The organism is Deinococcus sp. NW-56 (assembly GCF_002953415.1).
In the GTDB taxonomy this organism is placed as follows: Bacteria; Deinococcota; Deinococci; order Deinococcales; family Deinococcaceae; genus Deinococcus.
Map to the genome: position 1 here is coordinate 2,420,001 of NZ_CP026516.1, position 21,735 is coordinate 2,441,735.

Sequence of the window (21,735 nt, forward strand, 5' to 3'; positions counted from 1 at the left end):
TTCAACGGCCGTGTCCGGGACGAGTGTCTGAATCTGCACTGGTTCCAAAGCTTGGATCAGGCACGCCTGATCCTCTCTGCCTGGCGCCAGGACTACAACGCCGTCAGGCCGCATACCTCGCTCGGTGGACGGACCCCGAACGAATTCGCCCGCCTCGAACAGGCGGGCTGAGGTACGCTGACTTTTGCAAATCGGCTGGTACCGCAATTGGGGCACCCTCACCAGAATCTCCAGCAAAATCCTTCGACCTTCCGCTGTGGGCACATCCAGCCCCCAGTCATCCAGAATCAGGACGTTCACCCTGGCGATGCTCGCCAGGAGCTTCAGATACCGTCCATCCCCTTTCGCCAGGGTCAGTTCCTGCAACAGTCGCCCGGTTTGCGCATACAACGCCGTGAAGCCCTGACGGCAAGCCTGGTGCGCCAGGGCACACCCGATGAACGTCTTCCCGACGCCCGTGGGGCCGGTGATGATGACCCCCCTTTTTTCGGCGAGCCACTGACCCTGGGCCAGTGAACGCAGCAACCGGGCATCCAGCCCCCTCGGGTGTTTCACATCCACCTCTTCCAGGCTCGCATTGACCTTCAAACGCGCCGCCGTCAGGCGGCGCTGCAAGCCCCGGGTATCCCGGCAGGCCCGCTCACGGTCGACCAGCAAGGTGAGTCGTTCCTCGAAGCTCAGCTCGCGGAGACCAGGTTGTTCCTGTTGTTCTTGCAAAGCGAGCGCCATGCCATCGAGCTTCAGGGCGCGCAACTGTTGAATCACCGGATGGGGCAACATGTCAACCTCAATTCAGGGTGCGCTCGGCACCCGGTTCGTCGATCTCTGCGAAGTACCCAGGACCACGCAGATTGCTGTGGTCGGCTACAGGGAGTGCGGTGGGGGCATCGGGGAGTGGCGCTTCGTCCAGACGGTGCTTCAGGATGGATTTCACGCTCTGCAAGCTGTGCGCTTGCAGAGCCAACGCCCGCCGACAGGCCGCTTCCAGCCGCTCCCCGTACTCGCGGTGCAGGCGAAGCAGACCCGTCACGACGCGCTTTCTCTGTTCAGGATGTTGATCTCCGTCGAAGATGGCGCGCACCAGGGTCGTCGTGGCCTCCCCAATCTGCTGAGCCTGACCCAGGAGTTGGTCCGGACCCACCTCTCGGTAGTACCGGTGGTGGGCGGGCATGTGGTCCGGCACCGTGGTCTGTTGCCGGGCCGACGTCAGCGCGTCGGGGACCCGGTGATGAACCGCGATCCGTACGCCTGAACGGTAGATCTCGATCAACCGCGCGGTGAGTCGCAGATCCACCCGGGTCTTGACGTGGTGATGGGGCACGCTGTACGCGTGCCCCTGGACGACGACGTGGTAGTCCAGACCGACCGTGGCGTGCTTCCACTCGGCCACCTCGAAGGGCTGGGCGGGCAAGGGGCGCAGCAGGGGTTGATCCAGGGTTTCGAACTCACTGCGGCGACTGCCTGGCCTCTTCTGAAAGGGTTGCCCATTGAGGGTGTTCAGCAGTTCCCAGACCGCTTCGTTCGCCTCGGACAGGCTGAAGAACACCCGGTCGCGCAGCGGGGCGAGAATGCGGCGTTCCACGATCTGCACGTGCACTTCCACCAGGGCCTTGTCTTTGGGTTTGCGGACCCGGGCAGGGATGACGGCGACGTCGTAGTGCTGTGCGAATTCCTGATAGGTGCGGTTCAGCTCGGGTTCGTAGCGGCTGGCGTGGGTCACGCCAGCCTTGAGGTTGTCCGGGACGATGATCTCGGGCACTCCACCGAAGAAGTCCAGCGCCCGGACATGCGACGCGATCCAATCGTGAATGCCCTGGGTTCGGGTCACTTCGGCGTAGGTGTAGTCGCTGGCACCCAGGGTGGCCACGAACACCTGGCCAGCCTGGACGACCCCATTCCTCGGGTCGGTCAAGGGCAACGTCAGTCCGGCGTAGTCGACGAAGAGCTTCTCACCTGCCCGGTGGGTCTGGCGCATGGTCAGGCCCGTTGTGGCCTTCCACTTCCGGTAATTCTCGTTGAAGGTTGCGTATTGCCAGCCGTCCGGATGGTGCCGACGGTACTCTTCCCACAGCAGTTGACGAGTGACGCCTTTGCGCCGCAGTTCCCGGTCAATGGCGGCCCAGTCGGGCTGGTGGGTGACACTGACGGCAGCCTGCTCACGGGTACGAAAGAGCAGCACTTCGAGCTGGACATCGTCCAGCTCTGGGGGGAGAGGCCAGCTCAGCCCCGCTTGCTGAGCGCGTGCGACGTAATCCTGCACGGTGCTGCGGGCGAGTTGGACGCTTTGTCCAATGAGGCGGTCACTGAGCTTCAGTTCCAGTTTCAACCGCAAGACTTCCCTGATTTTTCGCATGGACGCTCGCTTTCTGGTCATCCTGCAAGGATGACCAGGGGAGTCTCGTCCGCGACCGGAGGGTGCCGGAATCAACCAGCGCAGGGTGCCGGATTAGACCAGCGGAAGGTGCCGGATAACTCCAGCGACCCCCGCCGGATTACGCCAGCGTACGCAAAGCCTCAGAAAAGAGCGTGCTAGCCTCGGTTCATGCGGGTACATGTGGTGTTTCTGGCACGCCTGAAGCGGGAGGCTGGACTGGAGACCGCCAGCTTGGAGGTGCCCGACGGGTCGACCGTGCGTGACCTCGCGGCGTTGGTCGAGCAGAGCCACGGCCTGAGCCTGCGCGGCTGCATGGTGGCCGTCAATGAGACCTATGCCCGGCCCGAGCAGTCCCTGTCCGCTGGAGACGAGGTGGCCTTCTTGCCTCCCGTGGCCGGAGGCGCGGCACCTGAAGCCGAGACGCGCTGCGAGGTTCGGGACGCGCCCCTGCTGCTGGCGGAGGCCGAGCCGTTCCTGATCCGGCCCCAGTACGGAGCGCAGGCCTACTTCGTGGGGACGGTCCGCTCGCCCAACCGGGGTAAGGCTGTCGACTTCATCGACTACGAGGCGTATGCCCCAATGGCTGTGCGGGTCATGGAGGAAGCGGCACACCGGGCACGCGAGCAGCATGGAGAGTTGCGTGTGCTGATTCAGCACCGGACGGGGCGTCTGCGGCCGGGCGAGGCCAGCATCCTGATCGGGGTCGCCAGCGCTCACCGCCGCGCGGCGCTCGAAGCCTGCGATTTCCTGATCGAGTTCCTCAAGGCCCACCTGCCCGTCTGGAAGCACGAGGCGGACGAGCAGGGTGCCCACTGGGTCGACGGCCAGAGCGAGCATCCCACCCTGTAGGGGTCAAGGAACCTGGGGATTGTCGCGGGCATGGGCCTCGAAGTGCCGGTAGTAGCGGCCCGCGAGCAGAGCCATCAGGCACAGGGCGGCGGCCAGGGCCAGCAACTGCGGCCAGCCCGCCGCGCCGGTCAGCAGACCGTTGAACACGAAGTGCAGCGCGACGCTCAGGAGCAACCCCCGCGAACGCCACCAGCGTCCCCCCCGCAGGTGCCGTCCCCCCAGCGCGTAGCCCTGCGGCGCACTGAAGAGGGCATGCACCAGGGTGGTCAGTGGCGCGTGCCAGGCGAGGGCGGAGGTTCCGAAGCCCAGGGAATAGGTCACGTTCTCCACGAAAGCGAAGCCCAGGGCAGCGGTGACCGCATAGACCAGACCGTCCATCGGTTCGTCGAACTCGTGTTCGGTGGTGGCCGTGATGGCGGCCAGGAACTTGCTGCCTTCCTCGACCGTGGCGGTGAGAAGCAGAGCGAGCAACGGCGTCAGAATGCCCAGGCCCGTGGGCAGATGCTCGAAGGTGCCACCGAACGCCGCCGAGACCCCCCAGGCCACCATGCCCCAGCCGAAGGTCCGGGCCAGCAGCCACGCGGGTTCCGGATGACGGTCGCGCCGCACGAAAAACCACAACCAGCCCGCCGACAGAACCAGCGAGATCAGGAGGGGCCAGAACAGGGGCATGGGGCACTCGGCCGGGAGCCAGGCCTGACCCTAGGCCCGCGCCAGCCGCTGGGCCGCCGCCTGCAGGGGTTGATGGGCCAGGTGGGTCAGGGCGAGGGCCAGGGCGTCCGCCGCGTGGTTGTTGAACAGCTCGCGCACCCCCAGGGTCGCCTTGACCATGTAGATGACCTGGTCCTTGTCGGCGCGGCCCGTACCCACGACCGAGCGCTTGACCTGCATGGGGCCATAGGCGTGGATGGGCACTCCCGCCTGGGCGCAGGCGAGTTGCACCACCCCGAAGGCCTGCCCCACCTTGAAGGCCACGTCCGCCTGACGGCGCAGAATCTGGTCTTCGATGGCGACGGCGTCGGGCTGGTATTCGGCCAGCAGGCGAGACACCTCGCCGTGCAGGTACTGCAACCGGCGGGGCATCAGCCAGGCGCTCTCGGTGGTCAAGCAGACATGGTAGAGGTGACGGGCCTTACGCACGTCCCCCTCCACCAGCCCCAGCCCCAGATTCGCCAGTCCAGGGTCCACCCCAAGCACGATCATGGCCGCAGGATAGGACAAAAGGAAACCGCAGCGCGTCCGGACTCGCCCCACAACGGCGCAGGCCACCCAGGGAGGTCCGGGTGGCCCGCTGAGAGAACCTGCGTTACCGGGTGCCGCAGCCCCCGCTGCCCTCGCCGTCGGGCGACTGGGCGCCGTCGGTGCGGAAGGAATGGCCGCAGCCGCAGTTGCTGGTGGCATTGGGGTTATGCACGGTGAAGCCGCCGCCCATCATGTTCTCGACGAAGTCCACCTCGCTGCCCCGCAGCAACGGAAGGCTCATGCGGTCCACGAGCAGCTTGACGCCCCGGTCGACCACGATGGTGTCGCCATCAAGCTCACGGTCGTCAATCGCCATGCCGTACTGATAACCGCTGCACCCACCGCTCTTGATAAAGACCCGGACGCCCGCGTTGTCCTTGCCGCTCTGGGCCAGGATGGCCAGGGCCTTTTGGGCACCGAACTCGCTGATGCGAATGTCCTGGGTCGGCAGGAGGCTGCCGGATTCGGGAAAAGAGGTCGCCGTCATGGGTGAAGCGTAACACCATTGGAACAAGAAAAAGGTGTCGCGTCGGCAAATTAGCCGGGCCTCCCCACGCCCGTGCGCCCCCATCAGCGCTTACATTCCTTGAGCGCCCTTCTGTTAAGCTGATTCCATGACGAACCCTTACGCCGAGTGGTTCGAGCAACTGCGGGCGGAGTACGGCGACCAGCTTCAGGCCATGCCGCTGCCCGACGGGTTGCCCGAGCATCTGCACACCCTGATCCAGAGCGGGGACGAGGAAGCCATCCAGTTCATGATCAAGCTGGCCTGGCAGTTCGGCGCTCAGGTGGGCTACGCGGCGGGCGCCCGCCAGCAGGGCGGCGAGACGCCCCCCACCCGGCCTCCCCGCGTTCAGGCCTGAACATCTCCTGCATACCCCGAGACGCCGAAGGCCCGGCGTCTTTTTTTATAGCCTCGCTGGCGACAAATCAGTTTGCTCGCGAGCGCGGACGGCTCCAGCACCCGATCTCCGGCTCAGCGGGAATCAGGCCACGGGCCGCGAGTTCCTCCAACACGACTAAAGCGAAGGACTGAAGTGCCTCGGCATCGGCCCGCTCTAGGCTGGCTCTTTCTAGCCCGAGCTGCCGGGCTTGCCGGGCCAGCCAGCGGTCCAGGGGGTCGTCGACGGGGGGCATCCTGGCGCACGATAAAGCAAACCGCCCCGGCGCGGGGCCAGGGCGGGGGCGAGAAGAGTCAGACTCAGTCGTCGGCGTGGGCCGCGTGGACGGTGCGGTCGCGCTCGTCGGCCTCGCGCAGGGCACGGATACCGCGCACAACGGCCTGCACGAAGAAGTACGAGAGCGCCGGAACGAGGAAGGTGGCGATCCACAGCACCGTGTTGGCGTTCTCGGTGGTCAGGATGCCGGAGCTGATCAGCTCGGGCTTGTACCCCGCCACCGACCACACGGCCAGCAGCATCATGAAGGCCACGCCGATCCCCAGCCGCACCGGATGGTTGGTGGGGTTTTCCGCGTAGTAGAGGTTTTCCTTGCTGCGGTCGAGCATGGGCACCGCGAACATCGCGCCCAGGGTCAGGGTCGGCAGCAGGATCGCGCCCACGAACTCGGAGTTGATGTTGCCGCCCAGGAGATTGAACTCGAAGCCGGGGATGATCGCCAGCACGCCGAAGACCCACAGCAGGTACCAGTCAGGCTTGATGTTGTCGATCGGCGTGGTGCTGGGCGGGCCGAAGTGCTCGACCGGGTGCACCGGGATAAAGGCGCTGAACAGCACGATGATGCCCGCGAACAGCAGCGTCAGCATCAGCATGATGGGGGTCTGCTGGGTCATCAGCGGCACGCCCACGATCTTCTTGTAGGCGATGCGCTTGGCGTACTGCGGCTGCGTGTGCTTCTGCTTGATCATGATCAGCATGTGCGCGGCGGTCAGCGCCAGCAGGATGCCGGGCAGCAGCATGATGTGGTAGCCGTACACACGCGGAATCACGCCGTCGCCGGGGAACTTGCCCGCGAACGCCGCCTGCGCGACCCACTCGCCCACCCAGGGGATAGAGGCGGCGATGGAGTAGATCACCTTGAGGGTGTTGTAGGCGTAGTTGTCGTAGGGCAGCACGTAGCCGGTCACGGCGGTGAGCGCCGCGAAGATCAGCAGCAGCATGCCGATCCACCAGTTGATCTCGCGGGGCTTCTTGAAGGCCCCCGTGAAGTAGATGCGCATCATGTGGATGACCGACGCCGCCACCATGATGTTCGCCGTCCAGTGGTGGATGCGCCGCAGCATGTCCCCGAAGGGCGCGGCGTTGATCTTGAGGGCCGAGTGATAGGCCGCCGGAACGAGGTTGGGCGCGTCGACGGTGCCGGGGTCAAAGGAGTTGACCACCATACTGTTGCTGGGCTCGTAGGAGAGCGCCAGCAGGATGCCGGTCAGGATCAGGATGATCAGGCTGAAGAGCGTGATCTCGCCCAGAAAAAAGGAGTGATGGACGGGAAAGGCCTTGCGCAGGAACTTGTCGTTCAGGCGCGAGATATGCAGGCGGTCGTCGAGCCACTGGTTCATGTCAGCGCCTCCTCCACTTCCTCTTTGACGTTGTTCCACTCGGCCTCGTTGTTGTGGTAGGGGTAGGGCGGCGACAGGAAGAAGCCAGCCACCACCAGCCGCTCACCGTCCTGCCGGATGGGGAGTTGCGCGAGCGGCTTGGGGGGCGGCCCGCCGGTCACGATGGCCCCGCGCTTGGGATCGTACTCGCCCGAATGGCAGGGGCAACGCATCTGCCCGGCGTTGATGTCGCTGTCACTGACCGAGCAGCCCGCGTGGGTGCAGATGTCGCTGTACACGACGATCTGCCCGTCCACCGTCGCGTCCAGGTTGGTGGGGGCCACGAGCTGCCCCTGCGGAAAGCGGTACACCGCGAGGATGTTGTTGGGATCCCCCTTGCGGATCACCGGCTGACCGTTCTCGTCCTGGCCCTGTGCCCAGGCCCGCACGAGCTGCGTGCTCAGGTCCGCGACGGTGATGGGGCGGCCTTCCTTGCTCTCCTCGGCGTGCACGAGGATGTCGCCTTCGAGGGGCGGCATCTTGTCGGCGGTGAGGCGGAAGACGGGGTTGGCGGCGCCCAGCGTGCTGAGCAGGCTCACGCCGCCCACAGCGGCCGTGGTGCCCATCGCCACGTTGATGAACTTGCGGCGGGTGATCTCGGGGTCTTGTCTCTTGTAACGGGTCATGGGGTCACTCCTGCGGGTCAGAGGTGGGGCGGTCGAGGGTCAGGAACCTACCAGGGGAATTCGCCGCTGGCGTCCTCGACGAGCACCTCGCCGTCCATGAAGAACTTCTTGTACAGGCCGGTCGCCAGCGCCAGGGTCAGCAGGATCATCGCGGCGTAGAAGCCTTCCATCGCCACGTTGGGCATCACCCGGTCGGCCCAGGCCGCGTAGTCAGCGGCCATCTGGCGCACGAACAGCACGCTGAACAGCAGGGTCAGGCCCAGGGTCACCACCATCGCCAGCGTAGCGACGGGCGTGGCGCGAACCTTATGGACGCCGGGATGCAGTTCCTGGCCCTCGGTCCACACGCTGTACAGGCCGATCAGCCCGTAGGTCAGCAGGACCATCACGAAGGTCGCCAGGAAGATTTCGGGCAACTTGATGTCCTCGGGGACAAAGCGGCTGCGGTTTTTCAGGACGGCGGGGTCAATCTTGGTCTGACCCTCGGCCACCTGGGCGGGCGTCAGCGGCTCCTCGATGCGGTTGCCCCACGAGTTCAGCACGTAGTTGGCGACCGCGTAGACTTCCTCGTCCTTGAGCTGGTTAAAGGCAGGCATCTGCCCCTTGCCCTCGACAATGACGGTATGCACGTACACCGGGTCCTGCGTGATGCGCTCGTTGCCCGCGAGCACCGGTCCCGCGCCGCCCTGGCCCTTGTCGCCGTGGCAACCCACGCACCCGGCCGAGGTGTACACCTGCGCCCCCAGGGTGGGCCACGTCTGGTTGATGGTGGCGACCACCTCGGGGTCCACCACGACCGGCTCGGGCGCTGTCTCCTTGTTAAAGAGGAACAGCAGGATGATCCACATGATGGCCGCACTGACGATGGCGACCCAGGGCATGACAGCGTCGTTTCTCTCCACGTTCCTTCTCCTCGCGCTCCCCAGGGGTGTCCCCCCCAGGGTGCCTCCCCGGACTCGCCTTCATTTCTAAAGGCAATCGGCTGGCGGCCAGCATAGCACGCACGATTGGCGCCTCCCGCCGTGCCATACGGCGAAAAACGCCCCTTCCTGGAGCCATCAGGGTACTGCCTGACCGAGCGGTTAAATGTCCCCCGCGTGAGGCCCGTGAACCCCGCCCAGGGCGGCCAGCAGGGGCCACAGTGCCCCGGCGAGTACGCCCACATCCCGGTTGTCGGGATGCTCGCGGGGGTCCGTGCCGCCCTGGGAGAGCAGGGCCACCACCAGCGGGCGCGGGGTGAAGAGCACCCCCACGTCGTGGTGAACGCCGCGCAACTCGCCGCTCTTGCTCGCCACCCGGTAGAGGGGTTCACTCTCGGCATCCCGTGGCACGTACCGCCCCAGCAGGTCCCGGAACTGCTGCCGGGCCAGGATGGACAGGGCCAGCTCGGTGTGCGGGGGGTCAAGCAGCTCCGCACGGGCCAACTGACCCAGCAGGGCAACCTGATCGCGGGCGGCTGTGCGGTTGCGCTCGCCCCGGCGCTGGGCCTCGGTCTGGCGCTCGGGGGGCAGTTGCAGGGGACCGACCAGCCGGGTCGAGGTCAGCCCCCGCTTGTCCAGCCACGCGTTCACCCGCTCCACCCCCAGCTGCCCGATCAGCAGGTTGGTGGCGGTGTTGTCGCTCACCACGGTCATCAGGGTGAGCACGTCGCGCCAGGTCAGGCGCAGGCCCTCGTCCAACTCGTGCAGCACCCCCGAGCCGGGCACCCGGTCCTGGGCGGTCATCGCCACACGCGCCGAGAGGTCGAGTCGGCCCGCCTGCGCTTCTTCCAGGGCCTGAACGAGCAGCGGCACCTTGATCGTGCTCGCGGCTGGGAAGGCCCGGTCGGCATTCAGGGAGAACAGTTCACGCCCGGCGAGGTCATGGATCAGCAGCCCCACCTCGCCCCCGTAGCCACGCGAGCGCAGGTCGGCCAGCCAGAGGTCAGGTGGGGTCATTCGGGCAGTTGTAACCCGGCGAGGGCCGCGAAGGGGTGGGCCGCCCCGACCGGACGCAGGGTACAGAAGGGCAGCGTGCCCTCCGGCTCCACCCGGTGCGGGCAGGTCGGGCACTCGGGAAAGGCCTGCTCGGTGTAGGCGAGGTCGGCCTCGGCGGAGGGCAGGGTCCACTCGCGCGAGCACCCCGCCCGGAACGTCACGGGAGGGGCAGGAGCACCTCGGGCGGGTCGGACCGCCGACTTGGGCCGGGCCACGTCTCCCCTAGTCCAGGTTGGCGATGCCCTCGCGAATCGCGTAGAGGGCCGCCTGGGTGCGGTTGTTGAGCTGCAGCTTGGTGAAGATCTCGGAGAGGCGGTTGCGCACGGTCTTTTCCGAGATGTCGAGCCGCAGGGCGATGTCCTGATTGGAAAAGCCCTGGGCCAGCAGCTTGAGGATCATCGTCTCGCGCTCGTTGAGGTCGGCGTGCTTCTCCGAGGGCAGCTCCTCGCGCTTGTCGCGGAAGTCGTCGAGGACGTTCTGGGCCATGTCGGCGTCGAGCAGCGCCTCCCCGGCGGCCACCCGGCGAATCGCGTCGATCAGGGTGGCCGCGTCGGCGTCCTTGAGGACATAGCCGCGTGCCCCGGCCTTGACCGCCTCGAAGACGTAGCGGTCCTGACGGTACATGGTGATCATGATGACCCTGGACTTGGGGTCAATCTCGAGGATGCTCTGGGTGGCCTTGACCCCGTCGAGTTCGGGCATCTGGATGTCCATCAGGATGACGTCGGGGTGGGTCTCGGCGGCGTAGCGGATCGCCTCGCGGCCGTTGGCGGCTTCCCCGATCACCCGCATCCCCTCGCTTTCGAGCAGGCTGCGCAGCCCCTGGCGGAACAGCGCGTGGTCGTCGACGAGCAGGACACGGATCATGCTCCCCAGTGTAGACGCCCCCCCGGTACAGACGGCAGCCGACCCCACCATCCCCCGGCCGGCCCGCTAAACTGGCACGCGTGATCACCTGGTTTGACGCCCTGCTCGTGACCGTCTGGGCCGTGCTGACCGCGCTGGGCGCCCGGCGCGGGCTGGCGGGGCTGGCCTGGGGCGCAGGCGGCGTGCTGGCCTGCTGGCTCGCCAACCGGGCCGGGCAGACGGGGGGCGGGTGGGCGCTTGCCCTGGGCGCCGCGCTGGGGCTGGGGCTGGTCCTGAGCCTGGGACTGCGGCGCCTCGTGCTGACGCAGGCGGGACCGGCGCCGCGCTGGCAGGCGGGGGCCGGGGCACTGGGCGGGTGGCTGCTGGGGGGCGTGCTGGTGGCGGCCCTCACGCTGGGCTTTCCGCTGGGAGTGCGGGTGGGTGCCCAGGGGCGCAGCGCGGTCTACCCGTCGGCCGACCTGCCCACCCCGCTCCAGACCGCCGTGCGCCGGTCGGTTTTCCGCGAGGGGCTGATGGGCGTGTGGAGCGCGTCCCCGGCGCTGCGGACCCTGCTGATCCCGGATCGGCGCTGAGGCTTCAGGACGCCTCGGCCTGCGGGGTGGGCGTCTCGGGATGGGCCTCCCCCGCCCGCTGGCCCAGCAGGGTGGCGACCACGACGAGCAGCCCGCCGAGTGCCCCGCGCAGGCCGATGCGCTCCCCGATCAGCAGGAAGCTGAAGAGGGCGGCGGCCACGGGTTCGAGCGCGTAAATCAGGCTGGCCTCGGCGGCGCTGACCCGGCGCTGGCCCACCGTCTGGAGGAGGGTGGTCACGGCAGTCGCTGCCACCCCCAGGTACACCAGCGGCCCCCAGGCGGCGGCGGGCGGCCAGAGCTTTTCCGGCTCGGCGAGCAGTGCCCACACCCACGCGAGGGCGGTCACGGCCAGCAGTTGCGCGAAGGTGAAGCGCAGCGCCCCGTGCCGACTCGCGGTGCGTTCCAGCGCGATGATGAATCCCGCGTACGTGACGGCGCAAGCGAGCGCCCAAGCGTCCCCCACAACGAGGGCACCCCCCTCCCATGACAGCAGGGCCAGCCCGCCGACCGCCAGCGGCAGCGCCAGCCACAGCCCCCAGGGCAGCGGGCGGCGCTGCGCCACCGTGAGCCACAGCGGGACGAGCACCACGCTGAGCGCCGTGAAAAAGGCGGCCCGGTTCGCCCCAGTGGTCTGAAGGGCGATGGTCTGGGTGCCGTACCCGGCGATCAGCCACGCCCCCAGGATCAGCCCGTCGCGCCAGAGGGGGCGGGCGGGGCCAGTCGGGACAGCGGCCCCCCGCTCCCGCGAGAGCAGCAGCGCAGGCAGCAGCGCCAGTGACGCGATCAGGAAGCGCCACGCGATCAGGACGGCGGGCGGCAGCAGCTCCCCGAGTTCCTTGACCACCGCGAAGGTGCTGCCCCACAGCAGGGTGACGAGCACGAGCAGCAGCAGACCGAGCGAGCGGGAGGACACGGGAAGGATTGTAGGGGAGGCTCGGGCGGGAAACGCAGCGGACAGGCTGCCTCCACGCAGCCTGTCCAGAGGAGGGCGTCAGGCGATCAGCGAATGATCGCGCGGAAGCAGAGGGTGGTCTGGGCACCCGGCGCGAGCGTCAGCGCACTCGTCTGAAGCCGCTCGGTGTTGCCTGTCGGCGCACTGGTCACCGTCACGCCCGTGACCGATGCGCCCGGCGCGTTCATGCCGCCCTGACGCAGGCTGGCTGTCCCGGCCACAAGCCGGGTGTTGGCGGGCACCACGTCACTGATCTGGTAATTGGCCAGGGCGACGCTGCCCAGGTTGGTCACGTCGATGCAGTACTCCAGCACGTCACCGGGAAGGCCATTGGCGGTGCTCGCCCAGGCTGGGGTCAGGGTCCCCTGGGGACCGAGGTTGCGCACCTGCTTGAACAGGCGGGTGTACAGCGTGTTCACCGCAACCGACCCGGAAGCGGCGGGGGCATTGGTCGCCTGCACGCTGGCCGTGTTCACGATGGTGGTCTGGGCCTGCCCCGCCGCCGCCTCCAGGCTGCTCGCGGTGGGCACGTCGACAAACACCACCACCGAGCTGCTGGCGTTCGGGGCCAGGGTGCCCAGATTCCAGGTCAGGGTCTGGCCGTTGCGGGTGGTGGGCGGCGTGTTGCCACTCTCGCTGGCCGCGTAGGGAAGGCTGGCGGGCAGGGTGTCGGTAAGCTGCACGCCGGTCGCCGTCAGCCCGCTGGTGTTCGTCACCGTGATGGTGTAACGCACCCTGCCCGCGCCGGAGGTGAGTGGGTAGCGGATCAGGGCCTGATCGGCCACCTTGCTCACGCTCAGGGCCGCGCCGGGGGTAAGGCTGGAGGCGACGGTGTTAGAGGTCGCGGTGAGGCTGCCGGTGTACAGCGAGGCCGTGGCCGTCGCCTGATTGTTCACCGTCTGGGCCGTGGTGGCCGTGTTTTTCAGTTTGACGTTGGCGGTGAAGCCCACGTCGAAGCGCCCACCGGGATCCACCCGCCCGTCGGTATTCGCCAGCAGCAGGTCACGGTTCGCCGCCGTGCCCGTAAAGGCTGGGGCGAGGTCAGTCGCGTCGAGGTTGACGGTATTCGTCGCCCCGGAGAGGGTCGGCGTGCCGCGCAGGGTCGCCGCCGCGACATTGGTATTGGCCTGGATCTGGTCGAGGACGGCGTCGGTGAGCTGGGGCCGTTGCCGCGCCCAGGGATCGGCCCCGGTCGGCGTGGGAATGGACGGCGAGAAGGTCGCGTCCCGCACCGTCGCGTCGGGATGGTAGCCGACGTTCGGGGAAGTGTTGCGGTAGGTCAGGATGTAGGGGATGTCGTAGGAATAGTCGGCCTGCCGAACGGGGCTTCCCGCCGCCTTGTCCACGGCCACGCTGGGGGGGCAGAAGTCGATGTTGCTGAAGGCGATGCCCTGTCCTGCTCCGCCCTTGAGGGACCCGGTGGTGATGGTGAGGCTGGTCAGCGGCCCCTTGAAGTAGGCGACGCCCTGTCCCTGGCGGTTGACCGCCGTGCCGCCGCCCTGAGGGGTCACCTGGGTTCCGTAAGCCGCGTCCACACCCATCAGAGTGTTGTAGGCAGAGGACGCGCTCGCGGCCTTCATCTGTGAGTTGCCCAGGCCCGGCACTGTGACGGTCATGGCCGCGCCCGCTCCACTGGGAGCGCCTGTATAAGCTTGGACAGCCAGCGCGTGCCCACCACCGACGAGCACATCTGGATTGAAGGTCTGCCCACCGTAGCCCGCCTGCACCCCGGCCCAGTCGCCGCTCCCGGCCACGCCGCCCACCGCGTCGAGGTCGGTCAGGCCCAGCCGCACGTTGACCACGGGCGTGGGGAAGGTGATCACGATGATGTTGTTGCTGTTCCCGGTTCCACCCGCCCGCGTCAGGAAGGATTGGCCGATGTTGGGCTGGATGCTCTCGCTGACTGCCCGCACCTCGTACCAGGAGCCGTAGTTGGTAAAGGAGCTGGAGTACCCCATGATGCCGTTGCCCGTACCGGAAGCCGAGGTCAGACGCACGTCGATGCTCCGGCTCCCCCTGGAATTGAAGGTCCGGGTGGCATTGCTCAGGGAGGTCTGGTTGCTCCCGCTGCTCACGCCCGAGGTGGACCAGTCGATCACGTCGCAGGTCGGGGGATAGGCGGTGGGGTTGGAAGCGGGCGGCGGAGCCACAGTCACAGTGGTACTCGCCGCCGCGCTGTCGTTGGCCGCGTTGGGGTCGAAGCTGCCGCTGCTCACGCTGACGGTGTTCTGGTAGGTCGCCGCCGTGTTGGGCACGGTCACGGTTACGGTGTAGGTCTGGGAGGTGTTCGCCAGGAACTTCCTGGTATTCCAGGTGACCCGGCGGGTGGCCGCGTCGTAGCTGCCGCCCCCACTCGCGCTCACGAAGGTCACTCCGGCGGGTAGCGGGTCGCTCACGACGACGTTGTAGGCCTCGTCTGGGCCGGCGTTGCTCGCGGTGATGGTGTAGGTCAGGGTCCCCGCGCCCTGCTGGGTAGCCGGGGCCGTCTTCGTGACGCCGAGGTCGGCGGTGGTCGTCGTCGCCATCAGCACCGCGTTGTAAAGCATCAGCAGCTCACCGGAGGCCGAGTCCACCGTCGCGGTAAGCGAGGTGGTCCCACTCGAAACCCGGCTGGACAGATCGAAGGTGTCGAAGTCCAGCCCACCCACCACACCGGGGCTGTCGGTCGCCGTGAAGCCGGTCGCCGCGCTGCCGTCGGTCGGTCCCTCCGTGAGACTGCCGTTGAAGATGTCGTTGGCTGGGTTCAGCGAGTTGCTGACTGCGAACGCCGCGTCAAGGTTGGTGCTCAGGGAGAGCGAATCGTTGGACGCCCCCGTACTTGCGTCGCCGTCCGAGACGAGCAGCGTGGTCTTGGCGATCTTCTCGGTGCCGGGCGCGGCGTTGGGGACGCGCAGACCCGAGAGGGTCACGCTGGTGTTGGTCGCTGAAGTGGGGTATGTACCCGTTCCACCGACATACTGGAGACCGTCAAAGAAGGCCAGCGTCTTGTTGCTCTCGGTCGGGAGGCTATAGACGATGTACAGCCCCCAGTTGCCATACATCGTGGACGTGTTACAGGTTCGTGAACCGCTCGCATTGAAAACCGTTAGGTCGTCCATGCGGAACTGGGCGTTGGGACTGCTCCGCACGATGCTGGTGACATCAGCAAATGCTCCCATGCCGTAGATCGTGACGTTGTTTCCTGTCAAGCTTCCTGTCCAGGTGCGGCTTGCTGTCACATTGTTAGTCGTTGGTGCCGTCGTCCCGTTGACGTAGAACTTCACTGCATTATCTACTAGGGCGCCGCCATTGTTGAAGCCCGTTTCCCCCGCTGCCGCAGTCCAGTAGAGGTAGGCCTTGGTAACGGTCGCCCCGGTCGGCACGGTCTGGGCAGCGGTACGTGCCGGCGAGACGGCCCCGTTCGCCACCCTGAATCCCGTGACGCTCGCTGCCGTGCTGGATGTGAGCAGGCAGGAGGCCCCATTCGTACTGCTGTTGGCATTGTTCGCGCGAAACGACGCCCCGGTCGTGACGTAGTTGATGGTGCCCGTCTCGGTGACCCGCTGGGCCAATGAGACGCTCTGAGCGCCCGCCCCTCCGGTTCCCAACAGGGCGAGCGTGGGCAGGAACTTCCGAATAAACCGCTTCACTTCTTGCCTCCCAACGTTTCATCCACCGTCAAGTCCAGCCGCAGGTACAGCCCCTGCTTCGTGTATGTCCCGGCCGAGGGCAGCCCCTCGAAGCCCTTGAAGTTGTATCCGGCCGTCAGCCAAGTGCCCGGCAGGGCGCGGACACTGCCCTCCAGCCCGTAGCCGAGCTGGGTGGTGTTCGTCGCGGGCTGGGTCAGCATCCGGCCCCAGGCGCCGACGCCGAAGCGGTCATTCAGGTAGTAGGTGCCCCCCAGGTAGCCCTGCGCGGTGAAGCTGCCCGCGTCGTTCAGCAGGGCGCGGGTATCCACGCCGCCGCGCACGGCCCACGTTGGCTGGCGGTACTCGGCGCTCACGCCCGTGTTCAATTGGGGATTGCCGCCCGCCAGGGTGCCCTGCACGTACCGGACATACCCCAGGCTGTTCAGCGTGCGGTTCCGGTAGGCGTACCCCAGCGAGAAGCGCTGGCCGTTCTTCCCGAGGCCAAATTCCGCGAGGCCGTCGGTGGTCAGGGTCAGGTGGTCGGTCACGCTCCCGGTGATGCCCGCCCGCACGACGGTCCCGAAGGCCCCGTCCCGGTAAATCAGGTCGGTCCCTGCCGTCACGCTAAAGCCGTCGGCACGGTGGGCGAGGTCGGCGCTGGCGGTGACTTCCATCTCGGCCCCGCGCACGTCGTACAGGGCGCTGCCACGCAGGCCCAGGGAGGTGCGCTCGCCCAGAGGCAGGGTGGTCGAGACGCCGAAGCGGGCGCGGTTGCCCTCGCCGCTCGCGGTGGGCAGCTCGTAGCCCACCCCGTAATTGGTGTTGCCGATGCGGGTGTCGAGCGTCAGGGCCGCCACGTGCCCCTTGCCCCAGGTCACGTCGTCGCGCAGGCCCAGGGTGACCTGGTCGGTCAGGCGGTAACGGACCGAGAAGGAAGTGGTGGGGTCAAGGTTGCCCGACAAGGGCTGGGTGTGGGTCACGTCCACGTCCAGCGGCCGCCGGTGGTAGCCCGCGCTGACCACGGCGCCCAGGCCATAAGTGTCCCCGAAGGCGTATTTCAGGCCCGCTCCCACGCTGAAGGGCGCGAGGCGGTAGTCGGCGCGGGCGGTCACGCTGCCGCCCTGAGCAGTCGGGGTGCTGTGGTACTCGCCGTCCACCCCGGCACTGAGGTTCGGCCCCAGCCGCGCCACGTAGCTGCCACCCACGTTCAGGCCGACCGCGAAGGGCGCGAGGCCCGCGTATCCGGCGTCCTGATAGCGAATGCGGAAGGAGGCCACGTCGTCCCCGAAGCGGGTCGCGAGGTCCGCGCTCGCCTGCACGCCGCCCGAGTAGGCGACGCGGGCCTCGGCGCGGGTGGGACCGCTCTCGAAGGTGCCGCGCACGCCGAAGGTGGTCTTCCCGTCGAGGTGGACCACCGCCGCGCCGACGGTGGAGTTCTCACCTTCCCCCTTGACCTGCACCCCGTAGGCCAGGGTGCGCCCAGCCGTCGCCGTGGTCAGGCGGTAGCTCGCCAGGACCAACACGTCGTTGAACCCTGCGTCCACCCGGTCCAGGGGCCGCACCAGGGTCACGATGCCGGTGGGGTAGTCCACGAGGTAATCCACGTTCCGCACGAGGCGGCGGCGTTCCAGCTCCTTGCCGCTTGGCCGCTCGCGGGTCAAGACCTCCAGCGTCTCGCTGTCCGGCGCGAGGCGGGCGTCAGGCAAGCGCAGGAGGCGGGTGCCGTCGGGGGTCACCTCGGCCTCCGACACGCGGTCGCCGGGCACGCCCGCCACGAAGCCGGATACGGTGGGATTGCCCCGCGTCACGGCGGTCAGCCCGGTGAACTGCTCGCCCACGGGCAGCACGTCGATGGGGACTGCGGCGCGGCGGTAGGCCACCCGGAAGCTGGGGTGGTCGTACACGGCGGCCACCGGGTCCGTGCCTTGCAAGGGAATCTGTTCGGTGCTCGCGTCCCCATACACGGGCGAGCGCACGGTGGGGTCGGTCGTGACGGGCAGGCCGTCCTTGTCGGCGGCGGCGTAGAGCTTGCCCGCGCCGACCGGCGTTTCCACGTAGCCCCTGGCTTGCCAGGTGAGGTCGTCCGCGAGGTTGAGGCTGCCATCCAGCCCCAGGGTCGCGCTGAGCACGCCCACCCCCACGCGGGAGCGGTCGGGCGTGACCTCGAAACGGCGGGTGAGCACCTGATCCCCCAGCAGCAGGTCGAGGCGCAGGGGCGTGGGAGCGGACTGGGGTTGCAGCTCCAGCACACCCTCACCGTCCGTCAGGCGGACCTGATACCCGGCCTCGCCGGGATTGGCGTCCGGCAGGCGGGGTTCCAGGCTGGGGCGCACCGTGAGGGTGGCCTGGCCCGAGGGCGTCCCGAACGCGTCCAGGGTCCGCACCCGCAGGCGCAGCGGCGTGCTGCCGTCGGCAATCAGGCTCAGCGGAGTGACCTCAACCTGGGCCGTTGCTCCGGCGAGGGTCACCCGCACCTCCTCTCCCCCCACGCGCAGCAGGTTGGGGCCGGGACGCAGCGGCACGCCCACGTAGGTCAGGCGCTGCACCCCGCGCACGCCGTCTTGCGTGTCGGTGCCCAGGCGGTCTTCCCCCACCGGGGTACCGTTGACGGTCAGCACGGGGCGCTCACCCTGCGGCACCTCGACGACCACGTTGATGCGGTCGCGGATGCGGACCACGCTGCCCGCGAGCGGGAGCTTGATGGCGCCCGCGTTCTCGGCCGCCTCGTCGGTCGGCGCGGAGAGGCGCACCGCGCTCCCGAGATCGGCGGCGTCGATGCGTCCCATCAGCACTTCGGTGCGGTCGCCGGAGAGCCGCACTTGCAGGGCGGGGGCCGGGAGGGTGCCGAGCGGGGCCGCGTGCGTCAGCTCGTAGGTCAGCACGCCGCGCTCCCGGGCGGGCAGGACCCAGTACAGGGTGCCGCTCGTCCCGCGCCGGGGGTCGGGAACAGGCTGGCCGTCCAGACGGCTGCTGCCGGGAAGGTAAGCGGCGCCCGCCGGGGGCAGGTGCGCGATCACGATCTCGCGGGCCTGGGCCGGGGCATCGAAGGGCAGCAGGACGCTGCTGGTGCGCTGCTCGGTGCCCGCCTCCGCCTGGGGCGGGGTCGGTGCGGACTCGCCCGTCATCTGGGCATGGGCCGGGCCGACGAGCAGCAGGGCCGTCAGCAGGGCGAGGGTTCGGGGCAGGGGGGCAGGCACGGTCAGTTCCTCCAGCGGACGGCGGGGTCGGTCAGGGCCGCGCCCGGCTCGCCCGTGAATGCGAAGCGGTAGGTCAGGAGCGTCTCTCCGGCCTTCAGGGTGCCCGACAGGGTATTGCGGCCGTCTTTCAGCGCCGCGCCCGGGGGCAGCGCGTCTTGCAGCTCGAACTCCGCGAGGTCCGAGGCCGAGACCAGCCGCAGGGTGACCACATACCCTTCGGGGGTGCGCTGCAGGCTCTTCTCGACCCGCAGCCCGCCGACCGTCAGGGTGGTCCGGCGCAGGGCCGCGACCTCGCCGCCGAGGGGCGCGAGCGGAAAGTCCACCCCGGTCAGGCCCCGGACATGCACGGTGCGGGTGCCCGGCAGGCCGCCGTCTCCCGGCACGTTCAGCGGCAGGTAGGGCACCGAGCCGGGGTCGAGGCGCAGCGCGTGCGTCCCCAGCGGCACCCCCGCGAAGTGGTAGCGGCCCGCCGCGTCGGTCAGCACCAGGCGGCCCCCGGCCAGCAGCACCCGCGCCCGCTCGACCGGGGTGTCGACCCCCTCGTCGAAGACGCCGTTGCGGTTGCGGTCCACGAAGACCGTGCCCAGCAGGTCGGCCAGCGGCGCGAAAGCGCCGAGGTTCAGCCGGGTCACGGCGGTCGCCACGTTGCTGGCGATGGCGCGTGCGTTGCCGCCCGCCCCGTTGCCCTCGACCGTCACCCGGTTGATGAGTTCACCTGTCGCCTGCGCCGTCACGCGGGTCTGGTAGGTGACCTGGACCGTGCCGCCCGCCGGAATCACGCCGATCTTCCAGCGCAGCACGCCGCTGGTGTTCGTGGGGTCGGACAGGGGCTGACCCGCCAGCGTGCTCGTGCCCGCGAGGTACTCCAGCCCACGGGCCGGGGTGTCGGTCACCACGGCGTCGACGATGGCGGTGGTTGGGGAGAGGTTCTGGATCCTCAGGGTGTAGGTCAGGCGGTCGCCGGGGGCGGCCTGGGCGCTGCTGACCACCTTGGTGATGCGCAGCGCCGCGCTCCAGACCGGGCTGCGGACCTCGTTGCTGGGCAGCGGCGTGGGGAACTCGGTCGAAACCATGTTGAAGACGTTTTTCAGCGCCTCGCCGTCCACCGCCCGCGTGCTCACCCGCGCCCGCACGGTGAAGCTGCGCGTCTCGCCGGGCTGAAGCGTTCCCACCGACCAGCTCACGGTCTGGGCGCCCGCCTCGCCGCTCACGCGGCCGCCCGCCGACGCTTCCACGAAGTCCACGTGCCCAGGCAGGGGATCGCTCACCGTGACGCCGGTCAGGGGGCGGGTGTAGGGGTTGCGGACGCGCAGGGTGTAGGTCAGCTCCTCGCCCTGGGCCACCGTCCGCTCGGGGGCGGGCGAGACGGTCTTGAGCAGCTCGGGCAATCCGGCCTCGACCGCTTGAACGACGTCGCGGGTGGTGTTGCTCGTGCCGCGCGTGCCCGAGGCGGTGAGCAGGGCCTCCAGCCCGCCCGCCTGGGTGGCGTCGTAGCACACCCGCACCAGCGCGGTCCCGCCGGGGTCGAGCGGCAGGGGCTGCACCAGGGGCGCCCCGTCCGCGCCGGTCAAGCGGGCCGTCGCCGCGCCCTGGGGGTAGGTCACCGTGACCGTGAACAGGTCGCGCACGTCGCCGGTATTCTTCAGCGTGTGGTCGAAGCAGACCTCCTGCCCGACCACGGCGAAGGGCTTGGTCTGGAGGTCGGCCGGGGTGTTTTCGGGGGCCTCGGGCTCGCCCACCGGGCCGAGGGCGACGCCGGGCTGGTAGCGCACGTCGGCGCTGGCGCGGCCCTGGGCCTGCTGACGGCCCGTGACGGCGGTGGCGACGTTGGGAATCACCCGGTTCTCGGCGGCCTCGGTCGCCCGCATCCGGAAGGTGAGGGTGAGGTCCGCCCCCGCCGCGAGACTGGCCGCCCGCACCCGCACCCCGCGCACCCCGGCGGGCTCGGTGGCCCCCCAGGTCACGCCGTCGGCGGTGTATTCGAGCACCCCGGCGCTCGCATTCGCGCTGCCGGGGACATAGACCAGGCCCTGCGCGATCTGCTCGGCCAGGGGATCGGTCAGCACGACCTCGCGGCTGTCACTGCCCCCCGCGTTGCGGGTGGTGACGGTCACGGTGGTCTCGGTGCCGGGCCGGACCAGCGCGGGCGTGAAACTCTTGTCCACCGCCAGCACGGGCGGCGGGCCGACGCGCACGCGGCTGACGTTGTTGTCGTCCTGCTGCCCCCCGCCGCAGCTCGCCACCAGGTTGACAAAGGCGTCGCCCCCGGCGCTCCCGGCCGTCTCCACGGCGAGCAGCACCCTGGCCGCGTCCCCGGCGGCCAGGGTCAGGGACCCGGCCTCTTCCTCGCCCGCGTCGGCCACCCCGTTGCCGTTGGTGTCCAGCACCAGACGCATCGCGGGGGCGTGGGCGCTGCCGGGCTCGGTGCGGACCGAGAGCGGCAGGGTGAAGCGGTCGTTGCCGCTGTTGACGACCGTGTAGCTGAAGGTCGTGCCCTCGCCGGGGAGCAGGGCCGCGCTCTGGCCGGGGGCCTGCACGGTGCCGTCGGGGGACACGCTGACCGCGCACACCCCCTGCACGACCGTGCGAACGAGGTTGGACTCGGCGCTCGCCACGCCGCCGGGCGTGAGGGGCTCGAAGGTGGCGGTCGCCTGGTTGGTGATTTCGGTTCCGGCGGGGATCTGTCTGGTCGCCGTCTGGGCCTGGGCACCTGCCGCGAAAGCCCCCGCCAGCAGGCCGGGGATCAGCAGCGCAAGGGGGGGATGTTTCACAGCGGGTCAACTCCTCGGGCGGAAACTCTGGAGAGAGGGAAAGCGGGGCGCTTGGTGCGCGGGTGGAGCGGCAAAAGAAATCTGATGTTGGAGGTGCTCGGGGGAAGGGGGCGCACCCCACGGGGGGAGGTGGGATGCGCCGCA

General features: G+C 68.8%; 17 protein-coding genes and 2 pseudogenes (1 of these 19 cut by a window edge). 4 read left to right on the plus strand and 15 right to left on the minus strand.

The features are described 5' to 3' along the window. Positions 1-171 (plus strand): annotated as a pseudogene (locus tag C3K08_RS12135) (IS3 family transposase); it begins 943 nt to the left of the window's first position. 108 nt (positions 172-279) lie between these two features. Here C3K08_RS12135 and C3K08_RS12140 read toward each other — a convergent pair. Further along, a pseudogene (locus C3K08_RS12140) lies at positions 280-780 on the minus strand (ATP-binding protein); the annotation flags it as partial. 7 nt (positions 781-787) lie between these two features. Then, positions 788-2,353, minus strand: coding sequence for an IS21 family transposase (istA, locus tag C3K08_RS12145; RefSeq protein WP_104991531.1), 1,566 nt, complete (start codon positions 2,351-2,353; stop codon positions 788-790). A 189-nt stretch (positions 2,354-2,542) separates the two neighbouring features. Here istA and moaD point away from each other — a divergent pair, with 189 nt between their 5' ends. Continuing rightward, positions 2,543-3,223: a molybdopterin converting factor subunit 1 gene (gene moaD, locus C3K08_RS12150; RefSeq protein WP_104991532.1), complete on the plus strand. Its 681-nt coding sequence runs from the start codon at positions 2,543-2,545 to the stop codon at positions 3,221-3,223. A 3-nt stretch (positions 3,224-3,226) separates the two neighbouring features. Here the strand turns inward: moaD and C3K08_RS12155 are convergent, their stop codons facing one another. The 3 genes from C3K08_RS12155 to C3K08_RS12165 form a co-directional block, all read right to left on the minus strand. After that, complete coding sequence (locus tag C3K08_RS12155; protein WP_104991533.1) at positions 3,227-3,895, minus strand: PrsW family intramembrane metalloprotease; 669 nt, start codon at positions 3,893-3,895, stop codon at positions 3,227-3,229. Between the two features lie 30 nt (positions 3,896-3,925). Beyond that, positions 3,926-4,426, minus strand: a complete 501-nt coding sequence (locus tag C3K08_RS12160; protein ID WP_104991534.1) for a crossover junction endodeoxyribonuclease RuvC — start codon at positions 4,424-4,426, stop codon at positions 3,926-3,928. A gap of 103 nt (positions 4,427-4,529) precedes the next feature. Then, positions 4,530-4,952, minus strand: a complete 423-nt coding sequence (locus C3K08_RS12165; protein WP_104991535.1) for an iron-sulfur cluster assembly accessory protein — start codon at positions 4,950-4,952, stop codon at positions 4,530-4,532. A 127-nt stretch (positions 4,953-5,079) separates the two neighbouring features. Here C3K08_RS12165 and C3K08_RS12170 point away from each other — a divergent pair, with 127 nt between their 5' ends. After that, positions 5,080-5,328, plus strand: a complete 249-nt coding sequence (locus tag C3K08_RS12170; protein WP_104991536.1) for a DdrH — start codon at positions 5,080-5,082, stop codon at positions 5,326-5,328. A 338-nt stretch (positions 5,329-5,666) separates the two neighbouring features. Here the strand turns inward: C3K08_RS12170 and C3K08_RS12180 are convergent, their stop codons facing one another. The 6 genes from C3K08_RS12180 to C3K08_RS12205 form a co-directional block, all read right to left on the minus strand. Then, positions 5,667-6,983, minus strand: coding sequence for a cytochrome bc complex cytochrome b subunit (locus tag C3K08_RS12180; RefSeq protein WP_104991538.1), 1,317 nt, complete (start codon positions 6,981-6,983; stop codon positions 5,667-5,669). Next, positions 6,980-7,648: a ubiquinol-cytochrome c reductase iron-sulfur subunit gene (locus C3K08_RS12185; RefSeq protein WP_104991539.1), complete on the minus strand. Its 669-nt coding sequence runs from the start codon at positions 7,646-7,648 to the stop codon at positions 6,980-6,982. Before C3K08_RS12185 ends, C3K08_RS12180 begins: the two co-directional genes overlap by 4 nt. Before the next feature lie 47 nt (positions 7,649-7,695). Then, positions 7,696-8,550, minus strand: a complete 855-nt coding sequence (locus tag C3K08_RS12190; RefSeq protein ID WP_234009074.1) for a cytochrome c — start codon at positions 8,548-8,550, stop codon at positions 7,696-7,698. A gap of 180 nt (positions 8,551-8,730) precedes the next feature. After that, entirely contained in the window at positions 8,731-9,585 is an 855-nt protein-coding gene (locus tag C3K08_RS12195; protein WP_104991541.1) for a serine hydrolase, read from the minus strand. Next, positions 9,582-9,839, minus strand: coding sequence for a hypothetical protein (locus C3K08_RS12200; protein ID WP_104991542.1), 258 nt, complete (start codon positions 9,837-9,839; stop codon positions 9,582-9,584). Before C3K08_RS12200 ends, C3K08_RS12195 begins: the two co-directional genes overlap by 4 nt. 7 nt (positions 9,840-9,846) lie before the next feature. Further along, positions 9,847-10,491 (minus strand): response regulator transcription factor, encoded by a 645-nt coding sequence (locus C3K08_RS12205; RefSeq protein WP_104991543.1) that lies wholly within the window; start codon positions 10,489-10,491, stop codon positions 9,847-9,849. Positions 10,492-10,571: 80 nt separating this feature from the next. On the opposite strand from C3K08_RS12205, the gene C3K08_RS12210 reads away from it, so the two are divergent. Continuing rightward, positions 10,572-11,063: a hypothetical protein gene (locus C3K08_RS12210; RefSeq protein ID WP_104991544.1), complete on the plus strand. Its 492-nt coding sequence runs from the start codon at positions 10,572-10,574 to the stop codon at positions 11,061-11,063. Positions 11,064-11,067: 4 nt separating this feature from the next. Here C3K08_RS12210 and C3K08_RS12215 read toward each other — a convergent pair whose 3' ends face one another. From C3K08_RS12215 to C3K08_RS12230, 4 genes are all read right to left on the minus strand, one after another. Then, entirely contained in the window at positions 11,068-11,976 is a 909-nt protein-coding gene (locus C3K08_RS12215) for a DMT family transporter (protein ID WP_104991545.1), read from the minus strand. Between the two features lie 86 nt (positions 11,977-12,062). Beyond that, on the minus strand, positions 12,063-15,644 hold the full coding sequence (locus C3K08_RS12220) for a DUF11 domain-containing protein (RefSeq protein WP_158679926.1): 3,582 nt from the start codon (positions 15,642-15,644) through the stop codon (positions 12,063-12,065). Then, positions 15,641-18,820, minus strand: a complete 3,180-nt coding sequence (locus C3K08_RS12225) for a hypothetical protein (protein WP_104991547.1) — start codon at positions 18,818-18,820, stop codon at positions 15,641-15,643. The genes C3K08_RS12220 and C3K08_RS12225 overlap by 4 nt, the downstream gene beginning before the upstream one ends. Positions 18,821-18,822: 2 nt before the next feature. Next, positions 18,823-21,591, minus strand: a complete 2,769-nt coding sequence (locus C3K08_RS12230; RefSeq protein ID WP_104991548.1) for a DUF11 domain-containing protein — start codon at positions 21,589-21,591, stop codon at positions 18,823-18,825. Positions 21,592-21,735: the final 144 nt, after the last annotated feature.

Coding starts and splice junctions, on each gene's coding strand:
- C3K08_RS12195 (WP_104991541.1), bottom strand. CDS start 9,585: ATGACCCCACCTGACCTCTGGCTGGCCGACCTGCGCTCGCGTGGCTAC.
- C3K08_RS12180 (WP_104991538.1), bottom strand. CDS start 6,983: ATGAACCAGTGGCTCGACGACCGCCTGCATATCTCGCGCCTGAACGAC.
- C3K08_RS12155 (WP_104991533.1), bottom strand. CDS start 3,895: ATGCCCCTGTTCTGGCCCCTCCTGATCTCGCTGGTTCTGTCGGCGGGC.
- C3K08_RS12205 (WP_104991543.1), bottom strand. CDS start 10,491: ATGATCCGTGTCCTGCTCGTCGACGACCACGCGCTGTTCCGCCAGGGG.
- istA (WP_104991531.1), bottom strand. CDS start 2,353: ATGCGAAAAATCAGGGAAGTCTTGCGGTTGAAACTGGAACTGAAGCTC.
- C3K08_RS12170 (WP_104991536.1), top strand. CDS start 5,080: ATGACGAACCCTTACGCCGAGTGGTTCGAGCAACTGCGGGCGGAGTAC.
- C3K08_RS12160 (WP_104991534.1), bottom strand. CDS start 4,426: ATGATCGTGCTTGGGGTGGACCCTGGACTGGCGAATCTGGGGCTGGGG.
- moaD (WP_104991532.1), top strand. CDS start 2,543: ATGCGGGTACATGTGGTGTTTCTGGCACGCCTGAAGCGGGAGGCTGGA.
- C3K08_RS12165 (WP_104991535.1), bottom strand. CDS start 4,952: ATGACGGCGACCTCTTTTCCCGAATCCGGCAGCCTCCTGCCGACCCAG.
- C3K08_RS12185 (WP_104991539.1), bottom strand. CDS start 7,648: ATGACCCGTTACAAGAGACAAGACCCCGAGATCACCCGCCGCAAGTTC.